Raw genomic sequence first — 20,437 nt, forward strand, 5'->3', positions numbered from 1 at the left:
GACGCCAGCTTGTCACTCAACGGCCGATGACCTGCAGGCCAAATACCGCTATCCCAAACCCGCCTCAAACGACCCTAATGCAGAGCAATAATCCGCATTAGTCGTAACAATAAATATCCGTGCCAATCATTTGTCGTTTTCCCATCACGCCAGCTCCTCATTTCGTCGGAAGAATTCGCAAATTCATCGAAAAAATCTCAATCTCGCCCCGGTAGACGGAACAATCCACTTACCTAAACTTGCGTCCCGTTGTATTCCAGCCAAGCGTGACTTGGCAGTGGCATACCCCGGCCGGGACCGAATGCCTGCGAGAAGAGTTGAGATGAGAGACCGCGTCGCCGCCAAGTTGACCCTGACCCCGTTGTTGTCCGCATTGATATTGGCCGGCCTGGCAATGCCGCCCCGCGCCGACGCCGCCCTGAGCTGCCCGGCAGCCAGTTCCTCCACCAGCTCCACCACGACCTGCACCACCGACGCCAGCCAAGGCGGCTCGGGCGCGCAGATCGATGTCGACTTCACCGGCGCTGCCGGAACCAAGACCAACAACGGCGACTACGGCGGCAACTACACGGTCAACAACTTTGCGAACCTGAGCCCCTCATCTCCGCAAGCCGGCCTGTTGGTCCGCCTGAAGGGCGGCGCGGGATCCAGCGACACCAGCAATAACGGCACGAACGGCGGCAACGGCGGCACCATCACGATCACCAACAACGGCACGATCAACGTCAACGTATCGCCTGCCTCCAGCAGCCAGGGCTCCGCGCCGGGCATCTGGGACGACACCGGCGCGCTGTTCGGTATCTATGGCGCATCGATCGGCGGCCGCGGTGCCGACGCAGCGGTCACCGTCATCGGCGGCGGCAATGGCGGTAGCGGCGGGGCAGGTTCGGCCATCAGCATCAGCAACACCGGCTCGATCACGCTCAGCCAACTACCCTATGGCGGCGTTGGCATCTACGCCGCCGGTATCGGTGGCGGAGGCGGCAAGCAAGACAATGCCGGAACGGGCGACCAGGTCGGCGGCAATGGCGGTAGCACCAACGCCATCGGCATCGACAACAGCGCTTCGATCAACCTTATTTCAGGCAACGCGGGCCGCTACGCCTGGGGCATCGGCGTGGAATCCATCGGCGGCGACGGCGGCCAGGCCAACGGTAACGGTGGACAAGCCGGTGGCGCGAATACTTCGCAGACCAGCTACATCACCAACAGCGGCAGCGTCACGGTATCCGTGACCGGCTCCAGCATGACCCAGGGCATGCGCGGCCTGTACATCCTTGGCCAGGGCGGCAACGGCCTGACTTCCGAGGACGGCAGCGACAACGGCGGCTACGGGGCCACCACTGCTGCCCAAACGGTGACAAACGCTGGCGCCATCACGGTCACGGCGACCAACCCGCTGGCCAAGCCGACCAACCGGGGCGCCTTGTCCGGCGGCATCGTCATGATGAACGTAGGCGGCAACGGCGGCGCGGGCCCGCAGACTGTCACCAATACTTCTGGTGAAAGAGGCGGTACGGGTGGATCAAATCAATATACGTCCACCCTCGCGATGAACAGTGGCTCGGTCATCAACACAACGGGCGACTACTTGCCCGGGGCGGTCGTGCTAAGCCTGGGCGGCAACGGCGGTGAGGGTCGGGAAGACAGCGACGGTGCGGCCGGGGGCTATGGCGGCACGATCAACGTCACGATGGGCGGGTCCGCCAGCATCACCACGAACGGCACGGAATCCCACGGCCTCGTCGCGCGCAGCGCGGGCGGCGCAGGTGGCGGTGTGGAAACCAGTAGCGGCATCGTCGACTTCACCCCCGAAAACGCCGGCACGGGCGGCAACGGCGGCGCGGTGTCGATCACCACGGGCAATGCGTCGCAGGGCCTGGGTGGCGGCAACATCACCACCCACGGCGCGAACTCCATCGGCATGCTGGCGCAGTCCATGGGCGGCTTCGGCGGCGGCACCACTTCCAACTTCGAACTGTTTGGCGAAGCCGGCGCGAACGCCGGCAATGGCGGCACGCCCGGCACGGTCACGATCAGCAGCATGACCGATATCAACACCAGCGGGGCCTCCTCGCACGGCATCGTGGCGCAGTCCATCGGCGGCGGTGGCGGTACGGCGGGCGCCAGCAGCGGCATCGTGGCCTTGGGCGGCAGCGGCGGTAATGCGATCGGCGGCGGCACGGTCAACGTGACGCAATCAGCGGGCGTGACCACCACAGGCTCTTCAGCCATCGGCATCCTGGCGCAATCCATCGGCGGCGGCGGCGGCGACGGCGGCGGTTCGTCCGGCATGGTCACCATCGGCGGCCAGGCCGGCAGTGGCGGCGGCGGCGGCGGCGCGACGACGGCCACGCTTAGCGGCGGCAGCATCCAGACGTCCGGCGATACGTCCTACGGCATGGTGGCGCAATCCATCGGCGGCGGTGGCGGCACCGGCGGCGCGGCGTCTTCGTACAGCGTCGGCGTGGGCTTTGCCATGTCGGTGGCGGTGGGCGGCTCGGGCGGCGGCGGTGGCGCGGCCTCGACGGCCAATGCCACGCTCTCCAACGCCAGCATCACCACGGGCGCGTCGGGCACTACCACGACGGACTCGCACGGCCTGGTCGTGCAGTCCATCGGCGGCGGGGGTGGGGCAGGCGGCGCATCGGTCGCCAAAGCCTATGCCATCGCGGTGCCGGATGACAGCGCATCGGTGGGCGCCGCCGTATCGTTCGCGGTGGGCGGCTCCGGAGGCAGTGGCGGCAGCGGTGGCCGGGCCGAGGCTGACCTGTCCAGTTCGGCCATCACGACATACGGCGCCGGTTCCTACGGCATCCTGGCGCAGTCCATCGGCGGCGGCGGCGGGGTTGGCGGTAATGCAACGTCGACGTCCACCGTAATCGGTACGGACAGTAGCGTAGGCGCCACGGTCAGCGCGGCCTTCGGCGGCAACGGCGGCTCGGCCGCCTGCACCTCTTCGCTCAATACATGCGCCAGCACGACAACGGTGAACCTGAACGGTGGCAACCGTATCCAGACCTGGGGCGACTCCGCCAACGGCATCGTCGCGCAAAGCATAGGCGGTGGCGGCGGCGCGGGCGGCATCGGCTCGGCCAGCGGCAGCAACCGCAACACGGACGCCAGCGTCAGCGCCACCATCAGCCTGGGCGGCACGGGCAGCGGTGGCGGCACGGCCGGCACCGTGGTCTTCAACAGCACCTACACCGACTCGGTGATCACGGCCGGCGACGGCGCGCGCGGCGTGCTGCTGCAATCGATCGGCGGCGGCGGTGGCGCGTCGCAAGGCGGCCAGATCGGCCTGTCCTTGAGTTCGGAAGGCGAGGACGGCAGCACGGATGTGAGCGGCACGGTCAACGTGGGTCGTGGCGGCTCATCGGGTGGTGCCGGCGGTGCCATCAATCTCGTGTCCAACGGCCAGATCAGGACTTACGGTGCCGATGCCGACGGCCTGGTCGCGCAGACCATCGGCGGTTCTGGCGGCCTGGGCGGCGTGGCTGGCGGCGAAGCGGCGGACCCGGAGACGGGCGTGCTGAAAAAGGTGGCCGGTACCTTCCAGGACGAAGGCACCAGCTATGAATTGAACGTGGGTGTGGGTGGCACCGGTGGTGGTGGCGGCAACGGCGGCACCATCGGCAGCAGCAGCACCCCGGCCAGCCTTGGATCGCAGATCAACACGTATGGCGACCACGCCGAGGCCGTGGTGCTGCAGTCCATCGGCGGCGGCGGCGGGGCGGGGGGCGCATCGACGACCTCATCCAGCAGCGAGTCGTCGCACCTGACGCTGTCGGTGGGCGGCAAGGGCGGCAGTGGCGGCGCGGGCGGCGACATCGTCGTGTATTTCAATGACGCTTTCGAGAACGGGCTGTCGGGCAATCTGTTCAACACCTACGGCTTCGGTTCGCACGGCGTGGTGGTGCAGTCCATCGGCGGTGGGGGCGGCATCGGCGCGTCGGGCTCGCCCTTGGCCGACGGCCACATCACCGTGGGCCGCGACGGCGGCAATGGCGGTAACGGCGGCAATATCACGGTGAACCAGGCGAGCTGGGCCAACATCTCCACGCATGGCGACAGCGCTTTCGGCCTGATCCTGCAGTCCATCGGCGCCGGCGGCGGTATCGGCATCGCCGGCAATACGGACTCGGCGGCCAGCCCCGGCGGCCAGAAGCTGTCGCTGACCCTGGGTGGGCGTAACGGCGCAACGGGCAACGGCGGCGCGATTACTGTGAGTACGGGCCTGGGCATGAATACCTACGGCGACCGTGCGATCGGCGTGCTGGCGCAGTCGATAGGCGGGGGCGGGGGTGTGGCCACCACCGGCTCGGCCAGTGGTCTGCAGGGGCTTTCAATGGGCGGCGGCAGTGGCGCCGGCGGTGTCGTCAATCTGGATATCACGGGTGGCAGCATCACCACTCAAGGCAATGGCGCCCATGCGCTCGTGGCGCAATCCATCGGCGGTGGCGGCGGCATCATCGGTGACACGGGCTCGGGGATACAGCTGAGCCTGAACCAAGGCGGGCTGCCGAGCGGGGTCACCGGTAACGGGAGCGGCAGTGCCGTTACCGTCACCACCAATGCCAAGCTTGCCACTTCTGGAAGAAATGCCTTCGGCATCATCGCACAGTCCATTGGCGGCGGCGGTGGCATCGGCGGCAGCGCCTCCAATGGTTTTGCCGGTAACCTGGTGACCAGTGGCAGCGGCACAGCGTCCCCGGTGACCGTCAACCAGAGCGGGTCGATCTCGGTGACTGGCGCCGGTTCAACCGGCATCTTCGCGCAGAGCCAAGGTCCGGACAACAACGGCGTCGTTACCGTGAACGTGAACGGCAGCGTGGCCGGCGGGTCCAGCGCCAATGGCTTCGGCTATGGCGTGTGGATCGCGCAGGGCGTGAACAACGTCCTGAACGTCGGCAGCGGTGGCAGCATCAGCGCCACGTCCGGTGTCGCCGTCCATTACGATGGCGACTCGCTGCAAACGTCGGGCAACAAGCTGACCATCACCAACAACGGCATCATCAACGGCAGCGTGCAGTGTACGGACGCCGATACCGGCGCGAACTGCGGCTACACCGCACCAAGCGCGGCGCCGGTGAGCTTCGTCGCCATCCCGACATCCGCAGTGCTGGGCGATGTCGCCACCATCCAGTTGCACAACGCGCAGGGCGGCACGCTGGTCGGTGCGTCGCTGTACCAGGCCGACGTGACGAACGAGGGGCAGCTGATCATCGGCAATGCCGGTCCCTTCAACGAACTGCGCATCAGCAACAACTTCATCCAGACTTCCACCGGTGTGATACGCACCGATGCCGACTTCGACAAGCTGCGTACGGACCACCTGACCGTCGCGGGCAACGCCACGCTGGCGGGTGGCGTCAATGTCGTGCCGACTGCCTTGCTGCCCAATCGCGAGGTGACGGTGATGACGGTGCAGGGGACATCGCAGGGTGAGCTGCAGGCGCTGGATAGTCCGGTCATCGATTACGGCTTGCGCCAGGATGGCCAGGACTTCAAGGTGCGGGCGGTGTCGGCCGATTTCCACGCGCCTTCGATGAGCCTGGGCGGCAACCAGGGCAAGGTGGCGGATTTCCTGCAGAAGATCTGGGACAGGGGCGGCAATTCCGCGCTGGCGCCGCTGTTCGCCCAGCTGGATCTTTCCTCGCGCGTGGGCGGCGACGCCTACCGCGGCAATCTGGACAGTTTGTCGCCCGGCGCGATTGCCGCGCCGGCCGCGCAATCGATGGCGGCCTTGGGGCAGTTCACCGGCAACATGATGTCGTGCCCGGCGTTCAATACCGCCAACGGCAACGGCGCCATGACCGGCGAGCAGAATTGCTTCTGGGGCCTGGTGTCGGGGCGCTCCACCCGGCAGGATGGCGAACGCGGCAGTTCGGATTTCCACTTCGATAGCGTGACGTATCAGTTCGGCGGCCAGCGCCAGGTGAGTCCGGGCTGGTTCGTGGGTGCTTCGATGGCCTACCAGAACAACGATCTGCGCGGCGACGGCGGCAGGCTCAAGGGCGATGGCGACAGCGGCTATGCCGGCCTGGTGCTGAAGCGGGAAGCCGGTCCCTGGACGTTCTCCGGTGCGCTGGGCGGCGGTTATGGGTCCTATCGCATGGATCGCGACATCGTCGTTCCGGGCTACCAGGACACGCTCAAGAGCAAGCCCGATATGTATAACTTCGGGGTGCGACTGCGTGCGGCGCGGACGTTCGCGTTCGACAACAATATGTACGTGAAGCCGTACATGGACTTCGACGCGACCTATACCCGCATGTCTTCCTATTCGGAGAACGGCAACAACGCGCTGGGGTTGTCGGTGGACAGCAGCCATCAGTACGTGTTGGGCGTGTCGCCGATGATCGAGATCGGGGGGCGCAAGGACTTGCCCAACGGCGCATACCTGCGGCCTTTCGCCTACGTGGGGATGATGTTCCTCAACAAGGACAGCTGGAACGCGAACGCGAGCCTGCAGGGCGCGCCGGCCGGCACGGGTTCGTTCGGTACGTCCACGCCCATGGATGACGTCATCGGCCGGATAGGGGCGGGCTTGCAGGTGTCGACGGCCAAGGGTGTCGATTTCCGCCTGCAGTATGACGGTGAGTTGGCCAGCCACACCAAGAGCCACAGCGGTTCGCTGAAAGTGATGGTGCCGTTCTAGGCGGGGGCGGGCTGGCTGCCCACCGCGGCCGGGCGTATGATTTCACGCAGGAAACCAGTCCCGGCCTGGCGCGGGGGCCTCGCCTCCGCGTCAGTTTTGCATGTCACTGCTTCGCACCGTACGCCCCGCTCCGTGCACGGATGGGCGTGGAGGCGTCGTGCCATGGACCGTTCACCGTTTGCTGCTTGCCCGCAAGGCCCCCGTCATGCCGGCGCTTGGAGTGGTGCCCGCTCACCCCCGGGTGATCACGATCTCCAGGTATTCACTGGGCACGACCACTCCCGCATCGCCAGAGCGATTGAACTTCCCCATCAGCGAGATGAGGTCATGTTCCAGGACGCTCTGGGCGTCACGGTCCAGCGCGCAGAAAGCCTTGAGGACCGGACCGTAATAGGTTCTGAAGATGTGCAGCATGTGTTCCGCCGACCGGTAGCGGAAGGTGAAATGGCGTGCTGCCACCAGGATCTCCGCAGCGTCGCTGCCGAACATCTCGTCGATGCGCGCGCGGGTGCCCCACAATGCGGGCGATTTGACGCCAGCGGGCGGTGGCAGGTGCTTGCCTATGGTCTTGAAGACCTGGCCGACGAAGCCTTCCGGCGTCCAGTTGGCCATGCCGATCTTGCCGCCAGGGCGGCACACGCGGATCATCTCGGCTGCCGCCTTGTCCTGGTTGGCCGTGAACATGACCCCGAAAGTCGATACGACCGCGTCGAAGCTGGCGGCCTCGAAGGGCAGGGCTTCGGCGTCGGCTTCGCGGAATTCGATCTCCAGCCTTTCGGCAGCCGCGCGTTCGCGCGCACGGCTCAGCAACGCGGGAACGTAGTCGGTGGAGACCACCTTGCACCAGCGGCGCGCGGCAGCCAGAGAGGCATTGCCATTACCGGCCGCGACATCGAGGATCTTCTGTCCGGAACGGACGTCGAGGGATTCGCACAGTTGCTCGCCGACGATCTGCAGCGTGGTGCCGACCACGGCATAGTCGCCGGAAGCCCAGGTGGCTTGCTGGCGAGTCTTCAGGGCTTGCAGATCGGGTTGCTCGGAGTTTTGCGCGGAGTTCTGCGGTTGCGCGACGGCGGTTGCGGGTGTGGACATGATCTGTCTCCAATGACTCGTAGGGTGAGCGTCGGCGGGCGCCTTCGGCACAGCGTGGAATCAAGGGCCGGGGGACGAAGGCAGCGTCGTGTCCCGCGGCCCGCAATCAAAGATAAGACGCAAGCGTGGGGGCGAGCGTGGTAGCCGGCGTGGAATCCGTGACCGCAAGGGGGCGGGGTTTTCCCGTGGATGGGGCTGCCATTCTTGTCCGCATGCTTGGACCGATGGCGATCAGCCGGGCCGGCGTCGTCCTGGTCTTGCCGCCTTCGCGCAAACTGCGCGCGCTGATCGCGTATCTTGTCCTGGCCCCACACGCTGTTACGCGCAACCATCTGTGCGAGTTGCTGTGGGACCGGCCGAGCGATCCTCGTGGCGAGTTGCGATGGTGCTTGAGCAAGGCCAGAACCCTGCTGGACGATGCAGGCCGCCGCCGGGTCCTGGCGGTGCAGGAAACGGTACAGCTGGATCTGCACGATTGCCACGTCGATGTCCTGACCATCGAGCAGGCGCTGAGACGGGGCGTCGGCCGGCCAGGCGTGCGCCGTCTGCGCGCGCTGGCCGCGCTGTTCGATGGCGATTTCCTGGACGGCTTGCAGCTCAAATCCTGCCCCGTCTTCGACGGCTGGCTGGTGGCGCAACGGCGGCGCGTGAGAGCCTGCCAGGCGACGGTGTTGGAGCAACTGGCCGCGGGTCTGCCCATCGAGTCCGAGGAGCGCTTCGGCTGCCTCGACCAGTGGCTGCGGATTGCTCCCTTTGACCGACGCGCCCACACCGCGATGCTGCAGTCCCTGAACGACCTGGGGCGGCTGCGCGAGGGTGAAGAGCATCTGGCCGCGGCGATCCGGGCCTTCGATGACGAGGGTCTTGATTGGCGGCCGCTGCGCGACGCATGGCGGCAACTGCGGTTGGCGCCTGCTATTCCCTTGTCGTGCCGGTGAGTTTCCCCACCGGCCTGCATTGCCTAGGCGGCCAGGCTGAGCATCCCCGGCCGTGTGTCTATCATCGTCACGCTCATGGACTGCGTGCCCCCGATCCGGAACGCCGCGACAGCGCGCACCAGTTCCGCAGCCTGGTCCTGCATGGCGCCGGCCGCTGCCGCCGATTGCTCGACCAGCGCGGCATTCTGCTGGGTCACTTCGTCCATCTGCGAGATGGCGATGTTCACCTGATCGACACCACGCGACTGCTCGTCCGATGCCATGGTGATCTCGCCCATGATGCCGGTAACGCGTTTGACCGAGTCGACGATCTCTTGCATGGTCGCGCCAGCGCGTTCCACCTGGCCCGCGCCCAGGTGGACCTTGCCGGTGGAGTCCTCGATCAGGCTCTTGATCTCCTTGGCGGCACTGGCGCTACGCTGCGCCAGCGTACGGACTTCGCCGGCCACTACCGCGAAGCCCTTGCCCTGGTCGCCCGCGCGGGCAGCTTCGACGGCCGCATTCAATGCCAGGATATTGGTCTGGAATGCAATGCCGTCGATGACCGACACGATCTCGGAAATCTTGCGGGAACTGGCCGAGATGGCGTTCATGGTCTGCACCACTTCGGCCACCGCTACGCCGCCGCGCTCCGCCACTTCCGACGCCTTGGCCGCCATCTGGTTGGCTTGGCGCGCATTGTCGGCGTTCTGCTTCACCGTGGAGGCCATCTCCTCCATGGATGCGGCGGTCTCTTCCAGCGATGCCGCCTGCTCTTCCGTGCGCGATGACAGGTCGGCGTTGCCGGCGGCGATCTGGCTGGATGCCGAAGAAATGGTCTCGGAGCCGGAGCGGATGCCGGCCACGGTCTGGGCCAGCTTGGTGTTCATGGTGCGCAGGGCCGCCAGCAGGTGGCCGGTTTCGTCCTTGCTACGCACCTGGATGTCTTGCGTCAGATCGCCACCCGCTACGGTATCGGCGACACGCACGGCATACGAGATGGGGCGCACGATGCCGCGGCTGGTGAAGACCGCGCAGGCAGCGCCCGCCAAAACGCCCATGACGGCCATCGCGATCAACAGTTGCGTGCTGCGCTGGTAGGTCTGGTCGATGGCGTCCTTGGCGGCGTCGATCTCCCGGCGCTGTAACGCCACGAAAGTCTGCAGGCTGTCTTCGTACTGCTGCGCACTGGGCCCATATTCCTGGTTGAAGAGGCGCTCGGCTTCCACGAGATTGCCGGCCGCTTTCTGCTGCATGACAGCATTGCGCGAGTCGGTGTAGCGCTTGCGCACCTGGCCGATCGTGGCGAACAGCTGCTTTTCTTCTTCGTTGTCGAGCAGGGGTTCGATCTGCTTGATCACTTCGGTGCTGGACTTGGTGGTTTGCTCGATATCCTTGGCGAAGTACGCCGCCAGGGAATTGTCGCTGCTTTTCGCCAACGCGGAAGTCCGGCGTATCGAGCCGAAGGTGTTGCGGCTCCAGTCGGCGGCCAGGCGCTCCTTGGACAAGGGGATTTCCAATGTATCGCGGTTGGCTTTGGCGATGGCTCGCAGTTCATACATGCCGAACAACGAGGCAGCGACCAACAGGGCGAGCACGATGGCGAAACCCAGTGCGAGCCGGGTACCGATTTTTAGATTTGAGATATGCATCTGACTAACCCGGCGAATTGAACGTGGAAGAGACGGCAACGGATCAGGGCGTCAGGACGGCGCCGGCTGATTGTCTCCTGTTCAAATCATAGGGGGGCCAGATAAGGGGCAATCGTGGGATCTGCTCCACGAAAACACGACAAATTGATGAATCCGGGGAAAAGAATTTCGCAGCATTGCGCAGTCTTGCGCGGCCTTGGGAAAAGGGTTTGGCAAGCGGCTCGGTGGGGCTTCGTCAGCAGTCGCGCGGTTGCGCTTCGGGCCTGGGGAGACTTCAAGCAGCCTCGTGGGAGGCCTTCTCTTCTTCCTGCAAATGGTGCGCCTGCACCGCGCGGTCGAAGCCGCTGTGGACGTGCTGGCGCATGGCGCGCGCGGCGGTGTCGGCGTCACGGGTCGCCAGCGCATCGAGGATGGCGCGGTGTTCCTTGTGCGATGCGGCGGAGCTGCCGGCGAGCGAGAAGCCGCGGCGGCGCAGCAGATGCATGCGGTTGATCACCTGGCGGTACACGCCGACCAGCGCGTTGTTGCCGGTCATCTGCACCAGGCGGTCGTGGAAGGCCACGTTCAATTCGAAATAGCGGTTCACGCCATCGGGTGCCGCCGTGCCTTCCAGTTCAGTCAGCAGTTCGCCCAACTCCTTGAGCTCGGCGTCCGTGATGCGCGGCGCGACGCGGCGTCCGACCATCTCGTCCAGGCCGGCGCGCAGGTCATAAAGCTCTGCTGCTTCTTCATCCGACAGGTCGCGAATGAAGACGCCCCGGTTCTTTTCCAGGCGCACCAGTCCCGCTTCTTCCAGCGCACGAAAGGCTTCGCGCAAGGGACTGCGGCTGACGCCCAGGCGTTGCGACAGTTCGCTTTCGTTCAAACGCGAGCCCCCGGTCAGTTCGCCCGATTTGATGCCGCGCAGGATCTCGTCCTGCACCAGGGCGGATAGCGTCATGGAGCGGAACAGATCGATAGGGATGTTAGGCGTAGGCGACATGGGATGGAATCGGCAGGAGTAATCAGCTTCGCCGGGGATGGTACGACGCCGGCGCGGCCTTGACTATCTTCAGGGTAGGGTCAGGATAGCAAATGTTCACGGATTCCATATTGTCTAATTGTCGGCAATGTGTAGAATTGCCGCCATCAGAGCCAATATGAGCGAGAAAATCGCCTAAGTGGCCAATGGATTCTCTGGTCCGCTGCGGGAAGACCACGCCGAAAAGACGGACGCCCAAGCGTCCGCGACACAACGTGGAGTTCGAGACATGTCTATTACCGTCAAGCCCGGGATGTTCCGGGGCGCGCCGGGCAGGGTGTTCCTGCTGCTTTGCGCCATGTATTTCATCGAGTACGTCGACCGGGTCAATCTTTCCGTCGCGGGGCCCTTGATCAAGAAGGAATTCGGCTTGAGCAATACCCGCCTGGGCGTGGCCTTGTCCGCCTTCGGTTACTGCTACGCGATCTTCCAGATCCTCTGCGGCTATATGGGAGACCGCATCGGACCGCGGCGCATGCTCGCCATCTCCGGTGTGCTGTGGGCCCTGGGGACCTTGATGACCGGCTTTGCCGGCGGCTTGGCGGGACTGGTGTTCGCCCGCCTGCTGGTGGGAACGGGCGAGGGCGGCACGATACCCGTGGCGACGCTGGCCATGAGCAACTGGGTGCCGCGCGAACGGCGCGGTTTCGCCCAAGGCTTCACGCATTCGGCGTCGCGTGCCGCGGCTGCGCTGACGCCGCCGCTGGTGGTCTTCATGATTCCCTTCATCGGCTGGCGGGGCTCGTTCATGGTGATGGGCGCGGTGAGCCTGGTGTGGGTGGTCGTGTGGTACGCCTATTTCCGCGACGATCCGCGTGAACATGGCGGCGTGACGGCCGGCGAGCTTGCGGGTCTGCCGGCCTTCAGCCAGGTCGGCCGCGGGCGCGGCGGGGATCGGCCGCCCGTGCCATGGCTGGCGCTGTTTCGCCGCATCCTGCCGGTGACGCTGGTGTTCTTCGCCCATGCCTGGGCGTTGTGGATGTACCTGAGCTGGCTACCCAGTTTCTTCGTCTCGCATTTCCATATCGACCTGAAGCATTCGGCCTTCCACTCCGGGGCGGTGTTTGCCGCGGCCGTCATCGGCAACACCGCGGGCGGCATGTTGACGGACTGGCTGTATACGCGGACGGGCAAGCTCAATGCCGCGCGGCGCAATGTGGTGATCCTGGGATTCGGCGGGTCCATTCCGTTCCTGGCCAGCGTGCTGTTCCTGCATAACGAGATTGCCGTGGCCTTGTGCCTGGCGATTGCGCTGTTCTTCCTGGAGTTGAGCGCGGGACCGGTGTTCGCCACGCCCATGGATATCGCGCCTGCCTATGCGGGCGTGGCCACGGGTTTCGTCAGCACCGCGGCGGGGCTGGCGGCGGTGGCATCGCCCATCACCTTCGGCTACATCGTCGATGTGACGGGCAGCTATACGTCGCCCTTCGTGGTGTCCATCGCCATCCTGGCCTTCGGGATCGTGATGTCCTTCTGGATGCGGCCGGACAAGCCGCTGGAAGTGCCCCGCAACGACTATTTGCAATATCAACAACAGGAGCACGCAGCATGAGTACTGACAAGCATCTACCTCTGGCTGGCGAAGTGGCGGTGGTTACCGGCGCCGCCCGCAACATCGGCCGCGCGATTGCGGTGGCGCTGGGCCGGCAGGGCGCCAGCGTGGTGGTCAATGTGCATACGTCCGCCGACATGGCCGAGGAAACGGCCGCGCTGGTGCGCGACGCCGGGGGGCAGGCGCTGGTGCATCTGGGCGACGTATCGCAGCCGCGCGGCGCACACGGGCTGATCGATGCTGCCGTCGCGCAGTTCGGCCGTATCGATATCCTGGTCAATAACGCTGCCGTGCGGCGCGAGTCCGGCATCGACGATATGCCGTGGGAGCAATGGCGCGAGGTGACCGGTGTGATCCTGGACGGGGCCTTCCTGTGCGCGCAGGCCGCCACGCCCTGGCTGCGCAAGTCGCCGGCCGGCGCCATCGTCAATATCGGCGGTATGTCGGCGCACGCCGGGTCGTCCGGGCGCGCGCACGTGATGGCGGCGAAGATGGGACTGGTGGGACTGACCCGCGCGCTGGCACATGACCTGGCTGACAGCAGCGTCACCGCCAACTGCGTGGTGCCCGGGCTGATCGACACCGTGCGCGGCCATTCGGCTACCGGGGCGCCGGCGCATCATGGATCCCACAGCACGTTGCTGGGGCGGCGCGGTACCTCCGAGGAAGTGGCCGACCTCGTCGCCTTCCTGTGCGGGCCGCAAGCGCGATATTTGACGGGGCAAACCCTGCACGCCAATGGTGGGGCGTATCTAGGCTAGATACCTGGTCAGGGCCGCCGATGGCGGGACGCATTCGGCAAGGTAATCTCGCCGGGATGGCCGATGGCTCGGTCGCGGAGCGGCGGACTGTCAATCCGTCGCTCGCTGCTTTTCAAGCCAGATCGAAGACCGCGCCCGCGCTTTCCAGCGCATGCGTCAGCGCGGTCATCGACTGCGCGTGGTAGGCATGGATGGCCTCGATCGCGTCGGCGGGACGATTCGCTTCGATCGCCTTCACCACGCGTTCGATGCCGTCCAGGATCTGTTCGGGCCGGCCCGGCTGCAGGATGGCGTGGAACCAGATGCGTATCAGTTGGGAATTCAGCGTCAGCATGATCTGGCGCCCCGTCTCGTGCGCGGAGATGCGCCATATCTGTTCCCTCACCCGGCGGGCGGCGGCGCCGACTTCGATGGCGCTGCCCTGTGCCAAGGTCTGGCGCGCGGCCTGCAAGGTCTGGCGCAAGACCGCCTTGTCGTCCTCGCCCGCGCGTTCGGCCGCATGGCGGACCAGCAAGGTCTCCAGCGCGCTACGCACTTCCGTGATCTCGATGGCTTCCTTGGGGTTGATGCGGCGGACGTGCGCGCCCTTGTTGCGCTCGATCACGACCAGGCCTTCGCGCTCCAGCATGACCAGGGCCCGGCGCACGACATTGCGGTTGGTGCCGAAGCGTTCGGCATAGACCGACTCCACCAGCCGTTCACTAGGCAGGACAGCTTCGCGCAGGATCAGTTCACGTAATTTGGCGCAGACTTCGGTACTGGTCATGATGTCGTCGGATGTAGCGTTTGATGATCGATCCACCTACAGCCCTTGCAGCGATGGCGTGCTGGCCACGAGCTTGCGCCAGCGTTCGATATCGCCGGTCAGCAGTTTCTCGAAGTCCTGCGGCGTACTGGCCCGGGTTTCGCCGCCTGCCGCTTCGATCTGCCGCTTGACCTCAGGCATGGCCAACACCTTGCCCACCGCGCGATTCAAGGTGTCGATGAGCGCCGGCGGCGTACCCTTGGGCGCGAGGACGCCGTACCAGCTTTGTGCTTCGTAGCCGGGCACGCCGGCCTCGGCGATGGGCGGCACATCCGGGAACAGCGGCGAACGGCTGGTGCTGCTGATGGCCAACGGCCGCAGTTTACCGGCTTTGACCAGGGGCAGTGAGCTGACGGGGTTGGAGAACATCATCTGCACCTGGCCAGCAACCAGTGCGGTCACCGACGGCGTTCCGCCCTTGTACGGCACGTGCAGCAGGTCGATGCCGGCCATGCTGCGGAACAGCTCCGCGTCCAGGTGCGTGCCGGAGCCCAGCCCGGCGGAGCCGAAGGCGATCTTGCCGGGCTCCTTGCGGGCCAGCGCGATCAGCTCGCTTACCGAATGCACCGGCAAGGACGGGTTGACCAGCAGCAGGTCGGGCAAGGTCGCCACCAGCGATACGGGCGCGAAGTCCTTGACCGGGTCATAGGGCAGAGACTTCTTGATGGCGGCGTTGATGGCGTGGCTGCTGGTGACCAGCAGCAGCGTGTAGCCATCCGGCTTCGAATGCGCCAGCTGCTCCGACGCAATGAGCGTGCCGGCGCCCGCCACGTTCTCGGGAACGAAGGACGCCTTCAACTGGGCCGACAATTGCTGGGCCAGCAGGCGGCCCAGCATGTCGGAAGCCCCGCCCGGCGCCGAAGGAATGATGATGCGCACGGGGTGCGCGGGATAGCTGTCCGCCAATGCGACGGACAGCGGCGCCACGGACAACAGCGCCCAGGCGATAAGACGGCACAGAGAGGTACGCATGGTTCATCTCCTCCGGTGGTTGCGTCCCGCGGCAGGCGGGCCTGGCTCTGGCTGCCAGTGTTTTCCTGCCACGGGGCTCCTGGCTCAGGCCAGTGTCTTGCGCACGTCGTTCAGCAGTGTCTTGGCGGAATTCTCCAGGAAAGTATCGGCGCCCTGCATCAGGCAGATGCCGATGCCATGTTCGCGCATGCGCTGGATGCGTGGGCGGATCTGCTCGGGCGTCTTGAAGTCATAGCCGCTGTTGGCCGCCACGACGATGCCGCGCGCGCGCGCCTTGGCGACGATGCCATCCACCGCTTTCCAGACTTCGGGATGCTCGTATTGGAAAGGATGGCCCAGCGCCTGGCTGAAGTCCGTCATGGCCAGCATGATGATGCGCAAACCGTCGATCTCCAGGATCTCGTCGATCTGGTCGATGGCGCTGCGAGCCTCGATATGCGGCACGAAGATGGCCATGTCCGACGCCTTGTTGTTCATCGCCGTGAAAGACGAGGTGGAGTCCGGATATTCGCCGGCGCCGGAACGGTGCCAGTCCTTGGAGACCTCCACGCAAACCCGCGCTTGTGCCGCCGATGCGATGGACGCGCCGACGATGGGCACGCCCAGGCTGAACGCGCGCGCGACATCCACCGTCACCTGCATCTGGTCCGTGCCCGCCATCCACGGATTGGCGGCGACACGCAGCCAGGTTGTCAGCCCGGCCACCTTGGCGGCCTGGTTGATGTGGTCAAGTTCACGCCAGTCCATGGCGGAGAACATCATGTCGGGCCGCACGAAATCGAAGCCGCCGCGGGCGATGGTGGATACCCAGCTTGGGCCGCCTTTGAGCCATACGCCGATGGCCATCTGGTCGGATGCGAGTTTTTCAAAGAGTCGGGTCATGGTGGGTGTCTCCGGGGGGTTATGGCTCGTTTTGCGTACCTTAAATCCAGTCCTTTATGGAAGTCAACATAATTGCTAGCAATCTAGTTAGCTAATTCTTAGACGGCAGCAGGCTGAAGAAAATCACTTGTAGGAATCGAAAGGATGAATTGCAGTTAAACCTCAGCGCCCATTCTTCCGTGCCTGCGCGATCAGCCAGTTACGGAAACAGGCGACCTTGGCTTCGTCGGCGCGGTTGGCGGGGCAGACCAGGTGATAGCCCCTGGGACGGCGCAAGACCAGGTCGTGCGGAGCGATCAAGCGTCCATGCGCCAGGTCTTTCTCCAGGTAGCGCAACTGGCCCAGCGCCACGCCCAGGCCTTCGGTGGCGCATTGGTAGATGATGCTCAGGTCTTCGTAGTACATGTCGCCGGCGGTGACACCGCGCTGGGCGCCGGCCAGCCGGATCCAGTCCGGCCAGTGTTGCGGACGGCGATTCGAATGCAGCAAGGGCAGTTCGAGCAGGGCCTCGGTCGTGCAAGGGGTGGGCAGGCGGCGCGCCAGCTCGGGCGCCAGGACCGGCGTCAGTTCGTCGCTGAACAGCAGGTCGTTGCGCAAGCCCTCCCACGGCCCATCGCCGTAGACGATGCCTATGTCCGCATTCTCGCGGGTGAAGTCCACGCCTTCCACCGCGCCGCTCAGGCGCACGTTGATGTCCGGGTGCGCCGCCTGGAAAGCCGGTAGCAAGGGAATCAGCCAGCGCACGAACAGGGTCGTGTGGCCACGTACGGTCAGCACCTGCTTGGCGCCCGTCGAGACCAGTTCGCGCGTGGCGCCGGTGATCTGGGCGAAGGCCTGGGTGAGGGCGGCCGCATAGTTCTCGCCGCCGCGCGTCAGGCGCAGCCGGCGGCCGCCCCGTTCCAGTACCGCGAAACCCAGCCAGGATTCCAGCGCCTTGATCTGATGGCTGACCGCGCCTTGCGTGATGTGCAGTTCCTGCGCGGCCTCCGTGAAGCTGAGATGGCGCGCCACGCTTTCGAAGACCCGCAGGGGATTGAGCGGGGGCAGCAAGGGATTCATGTATTAGATTTTCTAATGGAGCGTTGAAATATTCTAGATGGTGTCCGGCGCGGCACATGCCTAAGATCGGTACCAGATGCCGCCGGTGCCATTGTGGGACCAGGCGGTCAGCCCCCAAACCATTACTTTTACTACGCTATTGGGGCAGGAGACATAGATGAACACCCGATATGGCACCGATTTTCCGTCGCTACGCGACGAGGTCTCGCCTGAAGAGTGGCGCGCGCGTTGCGACCTGGCGGCCTGTTACCGGCTGATGGATCGTTACGGCATGACCGACATGATCTACAACCACATCACGGCGCAGATTCCCGGCAAGCCTGGCAGCCTGCTGATCAATCTTTACGGCCTGCTGTACAAGGAGATCACGGCGTCGAACCTGGTCGAGATCGACCTGGACGGCAATGTGCTGCGCAAGCCGGACACGGACTACGGCATCAATCGATCCGGGTACGTCATCCATGGCTGTATCCACCGCGCCCGGCCCGATGTGCATTGCGTGATCCACACCCACACGCGTGCCGGCATGGCCATATCGGCCATGCGCAGCGGCCTGCTGCCGATCACGCAGACGGCGTCGCGCTTTCATGACCATATCGGTTATCACGGGTTCGAAGGTCCGGCCATCGACCTGGCGGAACAGGAACGCCTGGTGCACGACCTGGGTGCCCACAACGCCATGATCCTGCGCAATCACGGGTTGCTGACGTGCGGCGCGTCCATCGCGCAGGCGTTCAACCTCATGTACCAGCTGGAGATGTCCTGTCGCGCGCAGGTCGATGCCATGGCGGGCGGCCTGGAGAACGTCGCGGTGCCCGGCAACGAGGTGCTGGAGCGCGCCGCGCATCTGTACCAGCCCGGCACCCGCCGTCCCTATGGCGAACTCGAATGGCACGCGATGTTGCGCCTGCTCGATGCCGAGCCGGGCGGCTATCCGTCCTACGCCGCCTGAGGGGAGCCGCGATGAATGCAACCATGTCCACGCCGCGCGGGGGTGGCTCCGCCGTGCCGGCGCGCTATGCGGGCGCCTGCGATTGCCACGTTCACGTCTTCGATGACGGCACCCGTTATCCCTGGGATCCCATTCGCACCTATACGCCGGCGGCGGCGACCCTGGATGAACTGCTGGCGCTGCACGCACGTATCGGCGTCGACCGCATGGTGATCGTGCAGCCGAGCGCATACGGCGCCGATAACCGCTGCACCCTGGACGCGCTGGCGCGGCTTGGCAAGGCCGGACGCGCGGTGGCGGTGATCGATGAGTCGACTTCCGACGATGCCTTGCGTGCCATGCACGCGGCGGGCGTGCGCGGGGTGCGGGTGAACCTGGAGACCACCGGGCAGCACGATCCGGCCCATGCGCGCGAGCGTCTGTTCTGGGCCGCGCGGCGGGTAGCCGACCTGGGCTGGCATGTGCAGACCTTTACGAATCTGGCCACGTTGTCGGCACTGGCCGATGCGCTGCCCAAGCTGCCCGTGGCCTTGGTGGTCGACCACTTCGGCCGGGCGCAGGCGGCACAGGGTACCGATCAGCCGGGTTTCGCGATGTTGTGCGACGCAGTGGCCAGCGGGCGCGTCTACGTGAAGCTGTCCGCGCCCTATCGCATTTCGCAGCTGCCGGATTACACGGACGCCGCGGCGCTGGCGCGTGCGCTGATCGCCGCCAATCCGGATCGCGTGCTGTGGGGCTCGGATTGGCCGCATCCCGGATCGGCGGCGGGCAAGCCCAAGCCGCTGGACCAGATCACGCCGTTTCGCGCGGAAGACGATGCGCGGGCGATGGCACGCTGCCTGGAATGGGTCGCATCGCCGGAAGAGGCGCGCAAGCTGTTGGTCGACAACCCTGCGCGGTTATACGAATTTTAAGCACGAGCCGGGCGGCGGAGGCCCGGCGCCCGGTGCAGTTCGGTTATGCGCTCTCGTCGCTGGCGATTTGCTAGGGACGAGGGACGTGTAGCCCAAATAATAAGTATCAGGAGACAACCATGAAGATTTCCATGCGCGGTTCCGCCGCGCGTTCCGCTACGTCCATGCGTCCGCACGCCACGATGCGCGCGGGACGGATCGCCGGCATGCTCGCCGGTCTTTTTGCCCTCACGGCGGCCTGTGCGATGGCGCCGGTGCAGGCCGCCGGCGCCTATCCCGACAAACCCATACGCATCATCGTGCCGGTCGCCGCGGGCGGCACGGTGGATCTGGTGGCGCGCCTGGTGGCGAAAGGACTGTCCGAGGAATTGCACCAGTCCGTGATCGTGGAGAACAAGCCGGGCGCCAGCGGCCTGTTGGGAACCCGCGAGGTGGCGCGCGCGCCGGCCGACGGTTATACCTTGCTGGCGGTCGCCAACACTTTCGCCTCGGCGCCGCAATTCGTGCCCGACGCGGGCTATGACCCCATCGCCGACTTCGCGCCGGTTACGCAGACGTGCCAGATTCCCATGGTGCTGGTGGCGAATCCCACGGTGCCGCAACGCACGGTCAAGGCGCTGATAGAGCGAGCCCGCGCGCATCCCGGCGAAGTGTCCTATGCGTCCTCGGGTGTGGGATCGACGGGGTACATCGCGGCGGAACTCTTCAGCAAGCAGGCCGGCCTGAAAATGCTGAGCGTTTCTTACAAGGGAAATTCGCAGGCGCTGACCGACCTGGTGGGCGGACAGGTGATGATCATGTTCGACCAGGTGAGCACGTCGGGGATCTATGTGAAGGCCGGCAAGCTCAATGCGCTGGGCGTGACGACCACGACTCGGTCCAAGCTGCTGCCGGACGTGCCGACCATCGCCGAAGCGGGCTTGCCGGGTTTCGAGGACGATACGTTCAACGCCATCCTGGCGCCGGCCGGGACGCCCGCGCCAGTCGTGGCGAAGCTGCACGATGCCATCGCCAAAGTGTTGCGGCGTCCGGAGACCGAGGCGGTGCTGACCAAGCAGGGCATCGAGGTCAAGCCCAGCGAAAGCCCGGCAGCGTTCGGTGCTATCCTCAAGCGAGCGGTGGAAAAATACCGCGCCATCGACCACGAGACGGCTCCCGCGAAGTCCTGATATCGCGGCCTGCCGGCGCAATCCAAAG

General features: G+C 65.5%; 14 protein-coding genes. 7 read left to right on the forward strand and 7 right to left on the reverse strand.

Features of this window, described 5'->3' with window-relative positions:
• Window positions 1–322 precede the first annotated feature (322 nt).
• Window positions 323–6,661, forward strand: a complete 6,339-nt coding sequence (locus CEY05_RS31175) for an autotransporter outer membrane beta-barrel domain-containing protein (RefSeq protein ID WP_143220702.1) — start codon at window positions 323–325, stop codon at window positions 6,659–6,661.
• A 231-nt stretch (window positions 6,662–6,892) separates the two neighbouring features.
• Here CEY05_RS31175 and CEY05_RS29255 read toward each other — a convergent pair whose 3' ends face one another.
• Complete coding sequence (locus CEY05_RS29255) at window positions 6,893–7,753, reverse strand: class I SAM-dependent methyltransferase (protein ID WP_088600806.1); 861 nt, start codon at window positions 7,751–7,753, stop codon at window positions 6,893–6,895.
• Between the two features lie 224 nt (window positions 7,754–7,977).
• On the opposite strand from CEY05_RS29255, the gene CEY05_RS29260 reads away from it, so the two are divergent.
• Complete coding sequence (locus CEY05_RS29260) at window positions 7,978–8,691, forward strand: BTAD domain-containing putative transcriptional regulator (RefSeq protein ID WP_143220704.1); 714 nt, start codon at window positions 7,978–7,980, stop codon at window positions 8,689–8,691.
• Window positions 8,692–8,714: 23 nt separating this feature from the next.
• Here the strand turns inward: CEY05_RS29260 and CEY05_RS29265 are convergent, their stop codons facing one another.
• Window positions 8,715–10,322, reverse strand: a complete 1,608-nt coding sequence (locus tag CEY05_RS29265) for a methyl-accepting chemotaxis protein (protein ID WP_088600807.1) — start codon at window positions 10,320–10,322, stop codon at window positions 8,715–8,717.
• A 274-nt stretch (window positions 10,323–10,596) separates the two neighbouring features.
• The gene (locus CEY05_RS29270) at window positions 10,597–11,304 is read right to left on the reverse strand and encodes a GntR family transcriptional regulator (RefSeq protein WP_088600808.1); all 708 of its coding nucleotides are present in this window, start codon (window positions 11,302–11,304) and stop codon (window positions 10,597–10,599) included.
• A gap of 268 nt (window positions 11,305–11,572) precedes the next feature.
• Here CEY05_RS29270 and CEY05_RS29275 point away from each other — a divergent pair, with 268 nt between their 5' ends.
• Both CEY05_RS29275 and CEY05_RS29280 read left to right on the forward strand, forming a co-directional pair.
• Complete coding sequence (locus tag CEY05_RS29275) at window positions 11,573–12,895, forward strand: MFS transporter (RefSeq protein ID WP_233161768.1); 1,323 nt, start codon at window positions 11,573–11,575, stop codon at window positions 12,893–12,895.
• Window positions 12,892–13,656, forward strand: coding sequence for an SDR family NAD(P)-dependent oxidoreductase (locus CEY05_RS29280; protein ID WP_088600810.1), 765 nt, complete (start codon window positions 12,892–12,894; stop codon window positions 13,654–13,656). The genes CEY05_RS29275 and CEY05_RS29280 overlap by 4 nt, the downstream gene beginning before the upstream one ends.
• 112 nt (window positions 13,657–13,768) lie before the next feature.
• On the opposite strand, the gene CEY05_RS29285 is transcribed toward CEY05_RS29280, so the two are convergent.
• The 4 genes from CEY05_RS29285 to gcvA form a co-directional block, all read right to left on the reverse strand.
• On the reverse strand, window positions 13,769–14,422 hold the full coding sequence (locus CEY05_RS29285) for a GntR family transcriptional regulator (protein ID WP_088600811.1): 654 nt from the start codon (window positions 14,420–14,422) through the stop codon (window positions 13,769–13,771).
• A 36-nt stretch (window positions 14,423–14,458) separates the two neighbouring features.
• Window positions 14,459–15,433, reverse strand: coding sequence for a tripartite tricarboxylate transporter substrate binding protein (locus CEY05_RS29290; protein WP_088600812.1), 975 nt, complete (start codon window positions 15,431–15,433; stop codon window positions 14,459–14,461).
• An 84-nt stretch (window positions 15,434–15,517) separates the two neighbouring features.
• Window positions 15,518–16,315, reverse strand: a complete 798-nt coding sequence (locus CEY05_RS29295) for an aldolase/citrate lyase family protein (RefSeq protein WP_088600813.1) — start codon at window positions 16,313–16,315, stop codon at window positions 15,518–15,520.
• A gap of 162 nt (window positions 16,316–16,477) precedes the next feature.
• Window positions 16,478–17,374, reverse strand: a complete 897-nt coding sequence (gene gcvA, locus CEY05_RS29300; RefSeq protein ID WP_088600814.1) for a transcriptional regulator GcvA — start codon at window positions 17,372–17,374, stop codon at window positions 16,478–16,480.
• A gap of 157 nt (window positions 17,375–17,531) precedes the next feature.
• Here gcvA and CEY05_RS29305 point away from each other — a divergent pair, with 157 nt between their 5' ends.
• The 3 genes from CEY05_RS29305 (at window position 17,532) to CEY05_RS29315 (ending at window position 20,409) form a co-directional block, all read left to right on the forward strand.
• Window positions 17,532–18,326 (forward strand): class II aldolase/adducin family protein, encoded by a 795-nt coding sequence (locus CEY05_RS29305; protein ID WP_088600815.1) that lies wholly within the window; start codon window positions 17,532–17,534, stop codon window positions 18,324–18,326.
• Between the two features lie 11 nt (window positions 18,327–18,337).
• The gene (locus CEY05_RS29310) at window positions 18,338–19,240 is read left to right on the forward strand and encodes an amidohydrolase family protein (protein WP_088600816.1); all 903 of its coding nucleotides are present in this window, start codon (window positions 18,338–18,340) and stop codon (window positions 19,238–19,240) included.
• 119 nt (window positions 19,241–19,359) lie between these two features.
• Window positions 19,360–20,409: a tripartite tricarboxylate transporter substrate binding protein gene (locus tag CEY05_RS29315; protein WP_088600817.1), complete on the forward strand. Its 1,050-nt coding sequence runs from the start codon at window positions 19,360–19,362 to the stop codon at window positions 20,407–20,409.
• Window positions 20,410–20,437: the final 28 nt, after the last annotated feature.

The organism is Achromobacter sp. HZ34, assembly GCF_002209485.1.
GTDB lineage: Bacteria > Pseudomonadota > Gammaproteobacteria > Burkholderiales > Burkholderiaceae_B > Bordetella_C.